This window comes from Verrucomicrobiia bacterium (assembly GCA_036268055.1).
In the GTDB taxonomy this organism is placed as follows: Bacteria; Verrucomicrobiota; Verrucomicrobiia; order Limisphaerales; family Pedosphaeraceae; genus DATAUW01.
In genome coordinates this window covers 188,069-202,964 of record DATAUW010000012.1, presented here as the reverse complement: position 1 = coordinate 202,964, position 14,896 = coordinate 188,069, and the positions used below count along the sequence as shown (strand labels likewise).

5 protein-coding genes are annotated in these 14,896 nt (G+C 59.5%); 2 read left to right on the top strand and 3 right to left on the bottom strand.

Annotated features, from left to right (window positions below; all coding sequences use genetic code 11):
* Positions 1 to 57 precede the first annotated feature (57 nt).
* Entirely contained in the window at positions 58 to 813 is a 756-nt protein-coding gene (locus tag VH413_06475; protein ID HEX3798331.1) for a sugar phosphate nucleotidyltransferase, read from the top strand.
* On the opposite strand, the gene VH413_06470 is transcribed toward VH413_06475, so the two are convergent.
* Together VH413_06470 and VH413_06465 are read right to left on the bottom strand one after the other, a co-directional pair.
* Positions 814 to 1,404, bottom strand: coding sequence for a gamma carbonic anhydrase family protein (locus VH413_06470; protein ID HEX3798330.1), 591 nt, complete (start codon positions 1,402 to 1,404; stop codon positions 814 to 816). It abuts the gene before it with no gap.
* Positions 1,405 to 1,803: 399 nt separating this feature from the next.
* A complete protein-coding gene (locus VH413_06465) occupies positions 1,804 to 2,136 on the bottom strand; it encodes a hypothetical protein (protein HEX3798329.1) in 333 nt (110 codons plus the stop codon).
* Between the two features lie 101 nt (positions 2,137 to 2,237).
* Between VH413_06465 and VH413_06460 the strand changes: the two genes are divergently transcribed.
* Positions 2,238 to 3,170: an MBL fold metallo-hydrolase gene (locus VH413_06460; GenBank protein ID HEX3798328.1), complete on the top strand. Its 933-nt coding sequence runs from the start codon at positions 2,238 to 2,240 to the stop codon at positions 3,168 to 3,170.
* 167 nt (positions 3,171 to 3,337) lie between these two features.
* Here VH413_06460 and VH413_06455 read toward each other — a convergent pair whose 3' ends face one another.
* Positions 3,338 to 14,875: a tail fiber domain-containing protein gene (locus VH413_06455; protein HEX3798327.1), complete on the bottom strand. Its 11,538-nt coding sequence runs from the start codon at positions 14,873 to 14,875 to the stop codon at positions 3,338 to 3,340.
* Positions 14,876 to 14,896: the final 21 nt, after the last annotated feature.

Below are 14,896 nucleotides of genomic sequence, written 5' to 3'. Positions count from 1 at the left end.
AAGCCTCAGGCTGTGCTTGTCGGGCGCTGTAAAAAAAATTTCGATAAATTAAAAATTGTGAAAGCGATTATTCTAGCCGCGGGCAAAGGCACGCGCATGGGCGAACTCACCAACGAGACGCCCAAGCCCATGCTCAAGGTGCAGGGCAAACCCATCCTCGAACATATCATCGGCGGCATCGCGGCGGCGGGGGTGCGGGAATTTTTTATTGTGATCGGTTATCGCGGCGAGGTGATTGAAAATTATTTTGGCGATGGAACGAAATGGAAGGTTCGCATCACTTACGGCCGTCAAACGGTGCAGGATGGCACGGGCAAAGCGCCGGAATTGGCGCGGGAATTTATCGGGGCATCGCCGTTTTTTTTGAGCTATGGCGATATTCTCGTGAAGCCCGAGACTTACAGCCAAATGGTGCATCGTTATAACGAAGATTATTTTTCGGGCGTCCTGACGGTGACGGGCAGCGAAGACGTGACGAAAGGCGGGTTGGTATTTTTCGACGAGAAATTTTGTTTGAAGCGGCTGGTGGAAAAGCCGAATGCGGCGCAGATCCAGACGTTGACCGATGAAGGCTGGCTCAAACCGGGCGGCATCGCATGGTATAATGCGGGCATCTATATTTTTCGCCCGTCACTGTTTGAGTTCACCGCGAAGCTGCAAAAATCTCCGCGCGGGGAATATGAACTGACGGACGCCATCAGCGCATTGTCGGATGCGCATCACACGATTGCGGGAATGGAAATCGCCGGGCGCTGGGTGGACGTGCGCGATCCCGAAGTGCTGGCGAAGTTGGAGCGCGAATCGGGTATTTGATCAGCTCGCGAGCGGGCCGCCGACGTTGATGCCGTGTTTCAAACAGTAGGCGCCGTTGTCCACGTATTTGTCCGCCCAATGTTTTAGGCCGGCGCGTTCTTCATCGGTCAAGGCGCGAACGACTTTGGCGGGCGCGCCCAGCACGAGGGAGCCGGGGGGAATTTCCATGCCGCCTTTCACCAGCGCCTTCGCGCCGATAAGACTTTGCGCGCCGACCACCGCGCCATCGAGCACGACCGCTCCCATGCCGACCAGGACTTCGTCGCCGATGGTGCAGGCATGCACAATCGCGGAGTGGCCAACGGTGACGTAATTGCCGAGAATGCAGGGAAAATCATCGGCGAGATGCAGCACGGCATTGTCCTGGACGTTGCTGTGATGGCCGATGGAAATGTAATTGATATCGCCGCGAACGACGGCGTTATACCAGACGCTCGAATGATCGCCGATTCGCACGTCGCCCAACACCACGGCGCCGCGCGCGATGTAAACGCCCGCGCCGAGTTGCGGTTTGGCGCGCAGAAATTTATCGAGTTGTCGGTCGAGATCGCCCACGGGGGGAGTTATAACATTAAAGGTGAGGGATGTCATGAGTTACGTCGCGGATCGGTAAACCGTTAAAACGGTTTACGACGTCGTGGGTCGCAAAGTCCCCTCGCTGAAGCGCGGGGTTAATGAGAAGCGTTCGGAGGGCGAGCGTCCACCGAGCCTTGACTTAAAGTGGCAACATAAACTCATCGCCTCTACATGGATTGTGGGCCTATGACCCGCAGCCACCCACGCGTGGATTGCCGCTTTCGATCAAGACGTTTTGAAAATAACAGATTCTGAATACGGATTGAGCATGCAGTGGACTAAGTCGCAAGCGGCTTGACCTTATGTATCTTGCTGCGGGTCACAGACCCGCGGTCCACAAGGAGGAAATAAAAAACCCGCCGACTCAACGCGGCGGGTTAGTGCATTTTTCTCGGTTCCTCAATTCTCAATCACTCAGCGCCAATAACGGCCGTGATAACCATGATAATATCCACCATAGACGGGACGGCCAAAGCCGAAGCCGTAAGTCACGACCGGCGCGCAGACATACCCGGGCTGGGTATAGACCACGGGCGCAGGCGCATAAGCCACCGCAACCGGCGCGGGCGCGTACACCACCGGAGCCGGGGCGTAATAGACCGGGTGAGTGACCACATCAGCGACAACCGCGCCGACCGTGACACCGCCGATTACCGCGGCTGCAACGGGGAAACTGTGCGCTTTTGCGGTGGGCGCTTGTGTCGCTACAAATCCCAGAAGAGTCATCGCTAAAATAATTTTTTTCATATTTGCCTTTTTAGTTTATGATCCAACTAACAACTAAAAGATAAGACGGGATGCAGGAGTCTTTATTCATCCTATCGCATCAATCATCATAGCAAATACTTATGTCAAAACCGCCCGCCAAGGCCCGCCCGCCGCGCACTCGCCAGGCATTGCCGAAATCGTTCAAGGACTTGACGCCGTCAAAAGCCTTCAATCCGCGCACGTTTTTTCACAACATGGTTTGGAAGGCGTTTCTCACGCCGCGCACGGGCCAGCATAAGCGACCGGTTTTTCCAAAACTTACGCGCGGGCAGGTCGCGCTCACCTGGATCGGGCATGCGTCCTTTCTCGTGCAGTTCACCGATCTCAACGTGCTCATTGATCCGAATTTTGCGAACTGGCTTTTTCTACTGAAACGCATCAAGCGCTCGGGATTGCGCATTGAGGATTTGCCGCCGATTGATCTGGTGCTGCTCACACACGCGCACTTTGATCATTTTCACAAACCAAGTTTGCGCAAACTGCCGCATCCGAAAATCGGCGTGATGCCCTGGGGCATGGGCGACCTCGCGCGAAATCTCGGTTTCGAGCGCATCATCGAACTCGACTGGTGGGAAAGTTTTCAGCATGGCGATTGGAAGGTCACGCTGACGCCTTGCAAACATTGGGGCGCGCGCGTGCTGCGCGATAATCATCGCGGCTACGGCGGCTTCGTGCTCGAACATCAGGGCCGGAAAATTTATCACGCGGGCGATAGCGCGTACTTCGAGGGCTTCAAACAAATCGGCCAGCATTTCGCGCCGGAGATCGCGTTGCTGCCGATCGGCGCCTACCGGCCCGAGTCTTTTCGCAATGTCCACATGGGGCCGGACGAGGCGATGAAAGTATTTCACGACGTTTGCGCGAAATGGTTTGTGCCGATGCATTACGGCACGTTCCGGCTTTCGTTCGAGGACATGGACGAACCGCCACGCTGGCTGCGCCAACTGGCGAACGACCACGGCGTGAGTGAGAAAGTCCGCATGCTGGAGGAGGGCGTGCCGGAGGTGTTTTAGTTGGCCTCTGGGTCAATTCATTTTAACGCAGAGGCGCAGAGACGCAGAGCGGGGAAAAGAATTAGCCACGGATGAAACACCGATTGAGCACAGAAAAGAATAATTTCTAATCCGTGTTTCGTCCGTGTTCAATCAGTGGCTAAAACTTTTATCCTGCTCCGCGCGGTTTAGCGTTTATTTTCCGCAACCGTCTTCAGCGCATTTTCCAACGCCGTCAAACGCGCTTCAACTTCGGCGTCATGCTGTTTGATGGCCGACAACTCGGCATCTTTGTTCGCGATTTCTTTTTGCTGGTCCTTCATGGCTTCCACGAGCACCGGAATGACTTTGCTGTAAGCGATGGAATAATAGCCGGAGCTATCCTGCGTGACGGCTTCGGGCAACACGTCCTTAAGCTGTTGCGCGATGAATCCAATCTGCGTGCCGTGATCAAAATTGATCTTCGGGAATTCGTTCGTGCGCCAATTATATTCCACGCCTTCGATGTTCATGATCTTATCGAGCGCGTGGGTCAGCGGCGTGATGTTCTGTTTGTAACGCTCGTCGGAAATATTGTTGTAAGCGCCCACACCGGCCACGGTCCCGTTGACCTGAAGCGTGAAACCCGGCGTGTCGGTTCCGATGCCGACATTGCCAACAACGGTGACATTTCCCTGAACCCCCAAATCTCCGCCGATCTGGCCATTGGCGCCGCTGATGCCGCCGCGCACGGCGAGGTCGTTGCCGATGTTCACATTGTTGCGCACCTGCACATTGCCCGCCTCAATCGAGGCCGCTTCCACTTGCGCCAGGTCCGCGCCGCCGAGGTCGAAGACTTGAAATTCGTGGTCATTCGAACTGACGAGAAAGGCGTAGCGGCCAGAAACCACTACCTGGATCGGCGAATCGGCAGTCGAGCGGCTGCCGAGACTCACCGGCGTTGTGGGATTGCTCACATCAAAAATCTGGAGGAAGCCGCCGGAACTCTCGCCGATGACATACGCATAATGATCGGCAACCACAATACTCGAAGGCGTGCCCGCCGTGGGCGTCGTGCTGACGCTGGTCAGATTGCCGGGATTGCTGATGTCCACGACCTGTAAATTGCCGTCACCCGCGTTGACCACGTAAGCGTAACGGCCCGAAACCGCGATGCCGACCGGGTTCGCGCCGATGCCGGTCGTGCCAATGACGCTCGGGTTCGTTGGATCCGAAACATTCACACCCGCGATGGTGTTGTCATTTTCATCCACGCCGAAGACATAGCGCCCGTCCTGCGCGAGAAGGCTTGCGCCAAAACCAAAACTCGTGCTGCCAGTCAGAACCGGCGTGCTCGGATTGGAAATATCCACAACATACACAATGTCCGCCTCGCCATCGTTGCCACCCACGTACGCATAATGCCCGGCGATACTTAGCGACGTGGCAAATCCCATGTCATTGAGCGATACGCGATCGAGGTTGACCGGTTGCGAAGGATCGGTGACATCAATCGCCTCAAAATTCAAGTCAAGGTCCGCGACGTAAACATAGTTGCCGTCGGTCGCGAGCATGTTCGGAGAAACTTCGATTTCCGACTGGGCGATGAGTTGCGGCGAAGAGGGAACGCTGACGTCATAAACCAACAGCAAGTTCTCCTGCGCGTCGCCCACATAAGCATAGCGCCCAAAAACGGCGACCGTGACGACCGGTCCCCCTGTGTCCACCGCACCAATCTGCGGACTCGTAGATTCCGGTACGGCCGACAAACCCGGCCCGGAACCAGACGTAAGCGTCACACCGCCTTGCGAAACCGTTCCGATAAATGTGCCGCCAAAGACATTCCCCATATTCACCATGTTTAGCGCCTGTGAATAGGTTCCCGAGAGGTCCGCGTCCGGAAGGATTCCGCTGAAGCTCGAGAATTGCAAACCGGTCAGCCCCGAACCGTCGCCGGTAAAGGCGCCGCTGAAGGTGTTCTCCATCGAAGTGAATTGCAGCGGCTGAGCGTAAGCGCCTGACAACGCAAACGCATTAAGTGTCCCGCCAATATTTGCGCCATTCACGCTGCCGTTGAATTGGTCGGCGTTGATAACGCCGGAAATCTCGATGTCGCCGTGAATTCCCACGTTGCCGGTAAAACGGGCATCGCTCGCGCTCAATCCCCCGCGAACATTGAGATCACCGCCGAGGTTCACATTATCACGCACCTGAAGGTTGCCCGTCTCGATGGTCCCCGCCTCAACCTGCTGGAGAAAACTGCCACCGAGATCGAAGACCTGCATCGAAGCGTTATTTGAACTGATCAAAAATGCGTAGCGGCCCGAGACTGTCAACGACCGGGCGCTGTTCGCCGCCGAGCGGCTGCCGAGACTCACTGGCGCAGTGGGATTGCTCACGTCGAAAATTTGGAGAAATCCGCTGCCGCTGCCACCGGCCACGTAAGCGTAGTGATCCGCCACCGCAATCGAGATCGGCAAGCCCACCGTGGGAACCGTTCCCACGCTGTGGATATTTTCCGGATTGCTGACGTCCATGATCTGCATATTGGTATCGCCATCATTGGCAACATAAGCATAGCGACCCGAAACGGCGATGGCTGAGGGGATGTTGCCGGTAGTACCGTTGCCCGCCAACTGAGGATTGGTCGGATCACTCATGTCAAATGCGCCCAGGGAATTGTCGGTCGGATCCACCGCATAAACATAGCGGCCGCTCTTGGCGATGAAAGCGGTGCCAGAACCAAAAGTTCCGCTGCCCACCTGGTTCGGGGAAAAAGGATTGGAAATATCCACCGTGATTATCGTGTCCACTCCGCTGTTCGCTCCGCCAATATAGAGATAATTTCCCGCCACTGTGAGTGACGTAGTAACGCCTCCATCGCCACTGAACGATCCCGTGCCAAGCTGGCTTGGATGGGCTGGATTCGTCACGTCCATGACGAGGACATTCAGCGATGAATCGGCTATGTAAATGAAGTTTCCATCCGTGGTCAGGAAAATCGGGGCGAGCGGCAATTCGGTGGTGCCTAACTGGACGGGAGCTTGCGGATTGCTGAAGTCATAGACTTTCAGCAACCTTTCCGGGACATCCCCGAAAAAGCCGTAGCGGCCGTAAATAACCATCGCTCCGCCGGGCGCGCCGGTGGACATGGTGGTGATCGCCGGGCTGGTGGCATCGGGCACCACCGTCAACGGCGCGAAGTTGGGCGTGCCGGTATTCAGATTGACGCCATTTTGCGCCACGGTTCCCGTGAACGTGCCCGCGATGACATTGTTCGCGTTCGTCAGTTGCAACGCGCTCGAATACACACCCGCCAGATTGGTGTTCGGCAATACCCCGACCAGGTTCGCCGCTTGAAGGTTCGTAACCGCGGTGCCATCACCGGCGAAGCTGGCGCTGATTACATTGGCGGAGAAATTGCCTTCGCCATCACGCGAAACCAGGTTGCCGCTGCCGCCCGTGCTGGAAGCGTTCTGCACGGTGCCAACCACGTTGGCGATCAATTCCGACGACACACCGCCCACGGTGTTGACCACGTTATTGGTAGCCGGCCCGGAGACATCGCCCGCAAGCGTTCCACCGCCGCCCATGCCGCCCGGCAAATTAGTCAGCCCCGAACCATCGCCGACAAAAGCCGTCGCGGTCACGGTTCCCACGACTTGCAGCGCGGTCGCTGGATTATTGGTTCCGATGCCCACCTGACCGGTGGAAGTAATGCGCATTTGTTCCATCAAAGGATTGGCATGACCAGCCGGCGCCGGAGTCGGGACTGGCGACGTCAGGAATACCAATGAACCGCCTGAATTGTCGCCGGTGCCAGCCCCGGCAGCGAGGTTCAAGTTCGCGCCGGCCGTGCCGGGACCGGCACCGGACGTCGCCTGGATCGTGACGCTTTGCGGAGCGGTGTTGCTCTGGCCGTTGCCGAAGAAAACATTTGCGATCGGCGCGATAGATGAGCCGGCGATGAATTGGCCGGAGGCCGCGGGATCGGTGTTATCACCCGCGTTCGCGCCGAGGAAAATATTGTTCGAGCCGCTTGTGGTGAAACCGCCCGCGTTATAGCCGAGCGCGGTGTTGAACGAACCCGTGGTTTGATTAAGGGCGGATTGGCCAATCGCGGTGTTGCCGCTGCCGGTGGTGTCGCCCTGCAAGGTGGCGCTGCCCGCTGCGGTGTTCGATGCGCCGGTGCTGATGTTGAGCAGCGAGGAATCGCCCAGGCCGGTGTTCTGCGAACCGGTGAGTGTGACGTTGCCAGCGTTGGGGCCCGCAAAAAAGTTTCCCGTGCCGGCATCGGAAATCAGCGAATTCATGCCCGAGAAAATAATCGGGCCGCCCGTGCTCACTGGCAGATTCAATGATGAGCTTAAATTAATGCCGCTGGCCGAGAAGCTGCCGCCGTCATCGCGGCTGACGATGGCGTTGAAAGTATTGCCGGGTGTGGCCGTAGTATTGAGCGTGACGCTGCCGCCGAGCGATACCGTGCCCGCGCTGGCGATGCCGTTGCCCGGAGTGATCGTGATGGAACTGCTCATCAGTTGCGAATTTACGATTGATCCGGCGGCGATGCTGGTCGTGGGAATCGTGCCGCTGAGATTGGAGGCGTTAAGAGAGGTCAAACCCGAACCGTTGCCAGTGAAGATGCCGGTGATCGTTCCGGCACTGAAATTGCCGGAGGCATCGCGGGTGACGATGGTGCTGGGAGTATTGGCGCTGGTCGCGGCGTTCGCGGCATTTACGCCGCTGGCCACGCTCGCGGCGGTCACGCCGCCGACTTTGCTCACGAGCGTCTCGCCTTGCGTGCCGTTGACATCACCGCTCAACGCGCCGGTAAAATTGGCGACCGTTCCCGACGCGATGTTTAAGTTCGTCAAGCCAGCGCCGTTGCCAGTGAATGTTCCCGCAATCAGGTTCGTCGTGTTGGTCAGCGAGAGCGCGTTCGAATAAGTGCCGGCGAGCGCGGACTGCGGCAGGATGCCGGTGAGGTTCGTGGCGTTCAGGTTGAGATTGGTGAGGCCCGAACCGTCGCCAATGAAATTGGCGGTGATGGTCGTGGCGCTGAAACTGCCGTTGGCATCGCGGCTGACGATGGTGGAGGGCACGGTCAGGAAAGTCGCGCCGTTCGCCGCCTGCGCGCCGCTCACAACCGTGGCCGCCGTGACTCCGTCAATTTTAACAACCGCCGTCGCACCCTGGGTTCCAGTGACATCACCCGCGAGTGTGCCAGTGAAGTTCGTCGCGGCCGTCGCACTGACATTCGTCAACCCGCCGCCGTTGCCGGTGAACGCGCCGGTGATGGTTCCCGCACTGAAATTGCCCGAGGCATCGCGACTGACCAGGGTCGAAGGCGTGTTGGCACTAGTCGCCGCATTCGCCGCATTCACGCCGGCCGTCACGTTCGCAGCGGTCAATCCGCCGACATGGCCGACCACCGTTGCGCCTTGCGTGCCCGTCACATCACCCGCGAGCGGGCCGGAGAAATTCGTGGTCGTGACCGCGCTCAATCCAGTCAAGCCCGCGCCATTGCCGGTGAACGTGCCCGCGATTAGGTTGGTCGTGTTGGTCAGCGAGAGCGCATTGGAATAAACGCCGGACAACGCGCCGCCAGGCAACGTGCCAACAATATTGCTCGCGGGAAGATTGGTAAGACCCGCGCCGTTGCCGGTGAATGACGCCACGATGTTGCTGGCGCTAAAATTCCCGGAGGCATCGCGCTTGACGATCGTGCCGATCACATTCGCGTTCGTTGCGGCGTTGGCCGCGATCGCGCCGTTTGCGACCGTCGTGGCAGCGACACCACCGACGAATCTCACGCTGGTCGTGGTCTGCGTGCCGATAACATCACCCGCCAGGCCGCCTGAGAAATTCGCCGACGTAACATTCGTCAAGCCACCGCCATTTCCCGAGAACGCGCCAGTGATCGTGCCCGCGCTGAAACTGCCCGACGTATCCCGCGTCACAATCGTGCCCGCCGTGTTCGCGCTCGTGGCCGCGTTCGCCGCATTCGCGCCCGTGGCAACATTCGCCGCAGTAACACCGCCGACGCGGCCAACAATCGTCGCGCCTTGCGTTCCCGTGACATCACCCGCCAGTGGCCCGGAGAAATTCGCCGCCGTGTTCGTCGCCACATTCAAGCCGGTCAATCCCGCGCCGTTGCCAGTGAATGTGCCCACAAAAATATTCGTGGTATTCGTCAGCGAGAGGGCGTTCGAGTAAGTCCCCGCGAGCGCGGATTGCGGCAGAACGCCCGTGAGGTTCGTGGCATTCAGATTAAGATTCGTAAGACCCGCGCCATCGCCGATGAACGACGCCGTGATCGGCCCCGCCGCGAACCCACTGCTCACGTCGCGCGTGATGAGCGTGCCCGGAGCCGAGAGGCTCGTGGCGGCGCTGAGCCGCGACGCATCCTGCGCCACGATCGTGGACGGCACGCCGCCAACGGTCATGACCACTGTCGCGCCTTGCGTGCCCGTCACATCACCCGCAAGCGTGCCGGAGAAATTCGTCGCGGTCGTGGCGCTGACATTCGTCAATCCGCCGCCGTTGCCGGAAAATATGCCAGTAATGGTTCCCGCGCTGAAGTTGCCTGATACATCGCGCGTCACAATCGTGCCTGGCGTATTCACGCTGGTCGCTGCATTGGCCGCATTCGCGCCGCTCGCGACATTCGCCGCCGTTACTCCACCAACGCGGCCAACGATCGTCGCGCCTTGCGTTCCTGTAACGTCACCCGCCAGCGGCCCGGAAAAATTCGCCGCCGTGTTTGTCGCCACGTTCAAACCGGTCAGACCTGCGCCGTTGCCGGTGAACGTGCCCGCAAAAATATTCGTGGTATTCGTCAGCGAGAGCGCGTTCGAGTAAGTCCCGGCAAGCGCGGACTGCGGCAGGATGCCCGTCAGGTTCGTCGCGTTCAAATTGAGGTTAGTAAGACCCGCGCCGTTACCGACAAAATTGGCCGTAATCGTTGTCGCACTGAAACTGCCGTTGGCATCGCGGCTGACGATGGTGGAAGGCACGGTGGAGGATGTTGCGCCGTTCGCCGCCTGCGCGCCGTTTGCAATCGTGGTCGCCGCAACTCCAGCGATTCGAGAAACCGTCGTCGCTCCCTGCGTGCCGGTGACATCACCCGCGAGTGCGCCGGAGAAATTCGTCGCCGTCGTGGCGCTAACATTCGTTAACCCGCCGCCGTTGCCGATGAAAGCTCCCGTGACCGTGCCGGCGTTGAAACTGCCAGCCGAATCGCGCGTCACAATCGTGCCCGGCGTGTTCGCGCTCGTTGCCGCATTCGCCGCATTCGCGCCGCTCGCGACATTCGCCGCAGTAACACCGCCGACGCGGCCAACAATCGTCGCGCCTTGTATGCCGGAGACATCACCCGCCAGCGGCCCGGAAAAATTCGCCGCCGTGTTGGTCGCTACATTCAATCCAGTCAATCCTGCGCCGTTGCCGGTGAAAGTTCCTGCGATGAGGTTCGTAACATTCGTTAGTGAAAGCGCGTTCGAGTAAGTCCCCGCAAGCGCAGACTGCGGCAGGATGCCCGTCAGGTTCGTCGCATTCAGGTTGAGGTTGGTAAGACCCGCGCCATTGCCAACAAAATTGGCCGTGATCGTTGTCGCACTGAAACTGCCGTTGGCATCGCGGCTGACGATGGTCGAAGGCACGGTGGAAAAGGTGGCTCCATTCGCCGCCTGCGCGCCGCTTGCGATTGTGGCTGCGGCGACTCCGGCAACTCTGGAAACTGTCGTCGCTCCCTGCGTGCCCGTGACATCGCCCGCGAGTGCGCCGGAGAAATTCGTCGCCGTCGTCGCGCTGACATTCGTTAACCCGCCGCCGTTGCCAATGAACACGCCCGTGATATTTCCCGCGCTGAAACTTCCCGAAACATCGCGCGTCACAATCGTGCCCGGCGTATTCACGCTCGTCGCCGCATTGGCCGCATTCGCTCCCGTGGCAACATTCGCCGCCGTGACACCGCCGACGCGGCCGACCACCGTCGCACCTTGCGTTCCCGTGACATCACCCGCGAGCGTTCCCGTGAAGTTCGTCGCTGTCGTGGAACTGACGCCAGTCAAGCCCGCGCCGCTGCCGGTAAAAGTTCCCGCGATGATGTTAGTAACATTAGTAAGCGAAAGCGCATTGGAATACGTACCGCTGATTGAAGCTTGCGGAAGGATGCCGGTAAGATTCGCCGCATTCAGATTGGCCACCCCCGCGCCATTTCCAACGAACGAACCCGTGATCGTTCCCGCGCTGAAATTACCCGAGGCATCACGACTGACGAGTGTCGAAGGCGTGTTCACACTCGTCGCGGTATTCGCGGCATTCGCGCCACTCGCGACATTTGCAGCAGTCACACCGCCGACGCGGCCCACGACTGTCGCACTTTGAGTTCCGGTCACATCGCCTGCCAGTGCGCCGGAAAAATTTGTCGCAGCCGTGGCGCTGACATTCGTCAACCCGCCGCCGTTGCCGGAGAATGCGCCGGTGATGGTTCCCGCGCTGAAGTTGCCTGATACATCGCGCGTCACAATCGTGCCCGGCGTATTCACACTCGTCGCCGCATTCGCCGCGGTCGCGCCCGTCGCAAGATTCGCCGCCGTCACTCCACCGACATGACCCACCACCGTTGCGCCTTGCGTTCCCGTGACATCACCCGCCAGCGGCCCGGAAAAATTCGTAGCGTTGACCGCACTCAATCCGCTCAAGCCCGCGCCGCTGCCAGTAAAAGTTCCCGCGATGATATTCGTAACATTTGTCAGCGAAAGCGCATTGGAATACGTGCCACTGAGTAAGGCCTGCGGCAATGTGCCAGTAAGATTCGCCGCATTCAGATTAGCCACCCCCGCGCCATTTCCAATAAACGAACCCGTAATCGTTCCCGCGCTGAAATTTCCCGAAGCATCACGACTGACGAGTGTCGAAGGCGTGTTCAAGCTGGTCGCCGCATTCGCCGCGCTCGCTCCACTCGCGACATTTGCCGCGGTCACTCCACCAACGCGGCCCACCGTGGTCGCGCTTTGAATTCCCGTCACATCACCCGCCAATGCGCCTGAGAAATTCGTCGCCGTCGTGGCGCTGACATTCGTCAACCCACCGCCGTTGCCGGAGAATGCGCCAGTGATCGTGCCCGCGGAAAAGCTGCCCGTGCCGTCGCGCGTCACGATCCGCGACGGAGTGTTTACGCTCGTGGCGCTCAGTGCCGCACTCACGCCGGTCGCCACGCCGATTGCCGAAACGCCGCCGACTTTACTGACGGTCGTTGCGCCTTGCGTCCCCGTCACGTCACCCGCGAGCGAGCCAGTGAAATTCGCCACGCTCGCCGCCGCGACATTCAAGTTGGTCAACCCCGCGCCGTTGCCGGTGAACGTGCCCACGATCACGTTGTTGGTGTTGGGCAACGAAAGCGCGTTGGAATAACTTCCCGACAACGCGCTTTGCGGCACAGTGCCCGTCAAATTTCCGGCGGAAAGATTCGTCAGACCACCGCCGTTGCCACTGAATGCCGCTGTGATCGTGCCTGCGGAAAAACTGCCGGTGCCATCGCGCGTGACGATCCGCGAAGGAGTATTCGCGCTCGATGCACTGAGAGCCGCGCTCACGCCGGTCGCCACGCCAATCGCCGAAACCCCGCCGACTTTGCTGACGGTCGTCGCGCCTTGCGTGCCGGTCACGTCACCCGCGAGCGAACCGGTGAAATTCGCCACGCTCCCCGCCGCGATGTTCAAGTTCGTCAGACCCGCGCCGTTGCCAGTGAACGCGCCCACGATGACGTTGTTCGTATTCGTGATTTGCAACGCGCTCGAATACGTTCCCGCCAGCGCGGAATTCGGCAAGACGCCAGTAAGATTGCCCGCTGGCACGCTCGTCAACCCGGAGCCGTTGCCCGCAAATGATCCCGTGATCGTGCCCGCGCTGAAATTGCCGCTGCCATCGCGGCTGACAATAGCGCCGGGACTGTTCGCGCTCGTCGCCGCATTCGCCGCCGTCGCGCCCGTCGCGATGCTCGCGGCATTCACCCCGCCGACCGTGCTCACCACCGTCGCCGATTGCGTGCCCGTCACATCACCGACCAGCGGCCCGGTGAAATTCGTGATCGCCGTCGAAGTCGTGGAGGTGAAAACCAAATTGGAAAGTCCCGAACCATCGCCGGTGATTTTGCCGTTATCCACGCTCAAGCCGCCCGAGATGCGCGCGCTGCCCGACGCCGTGAAACCGCCGCGCACATTCAACCCATTCGCCACCGTCGCGGAATCGCGGATTTGCAAGTTGGCCGTCTCGATACTCCCCGCTTCCAACTGCTGCAAGTAAGCGCCGCCCAAATCGAAAATTTGCAACAGGTCGCTGTTGTAATCCACGACATACGCGTAACGGCCCGACACCACGACGTCCGAAGGCGAATTGGCCGTTGGCGTGGAACCCACCAGCGCCGGCGCGGCGGGATTGCTGATGTCGAACAGTTGCAGGCCATTGGTCGAACCGCCTTCATTCGCCACATATATATAGCGGTCCGAGAGCATGGCAAACCGCGGGCCGCCGGTTGCCGCGATGCTTCCGGCCAAAACCGGAGCTGTGGGACTTTTAACATCAAAAATTTGCAGCGCATTGGTCGTGCCGACGACCGCGTAACGCCCCATGACCGCCACCGAAGAAGGCCCGCTTCCCGCGGCCACCGTTCCCACGAGCGCGGGGTTCGCCGGATTATTCAAATCGAAAACCTGGAGATTATTTGCCGTGAAATTTCCCACGTACGCATAGCGTCCCGCGACCGCGACCGACACCGGCCCTGAACCTGTGCTCACCGAACCCACGCTCACCGGCCTGGTCGGATTGCTCGCATCCAATACTTGCAAGGTGCTCGCGCCAAAATTCGCCACGTAAACATAACGTCCCGAAACCGCCAATGAATAAGGCTGCGCGCCCGTGCCCACAATTCCCGTCGCCACCGGGCTCGAAGGATTGCTGATGTCGAAAATTTGCATGGTGCTGTCGGTGTAATTCACCACGTACGCGAATCGGCCCGCCGTGGCGATTGAAACCGGATACGCTCCTGTCGTCGCCGCGCCCACCACCACCGGGTTTGTCGGGTTGCTCGCGTCCACGATTTGCAGGGCGTTGCCATTCGCATCCACCACCGTCACATAACGGCCGAGCACCGCGAGCGAGAGCGGTTGCGCGAGCGTCGCCACTGAACCAACCGCGGCGATAGGCATCTTCGGCACCACCGTCAAGGGCGCGACCAGATTGCTCGCTCCGAGGTTGAGCGCGGAACCGTTGATCGTGCCGGAGAAATTCGCGTTGTTGAGCAGCGCGACATTCGTCGGAAGATTATTCGTGCTCAGGACGCCCGTGATCGTGCCGGCCGTGGGCGCGAAAAGTGCGTACGGCTCCGGCGTGATCGGCTGACGCGGCGCCAGCGTGGTGAACACGCCCGTGCTGCCAGCCGTGCGCACGCCGATTTCGAGGAAATAATTCGTGCCGCTGAACACATTGCCAAAATCGAGCGTGGTGGTGAACAAGCCACCCGACACCGCGACCCCGGGGCTCGTCACGAGCGAGCCGACGGGCGAGCCGCCAGAACTGCCCGCGTACAGGCCGAAGCGCAAATCGTAATTTCCCGTCGCGGGCGCGCCGTTGGCATTGAGCCGGCCCTGGTAAGTGAAGGCCGTGCTTTGTGCGGACGCGAACTGGCTGAACGCGAGCAGCGACAAAGTGATGGCAATTAAAAAGCGAAGGCTTTTGAATTTCATGATGAGGTCCTGGTTAGAAAC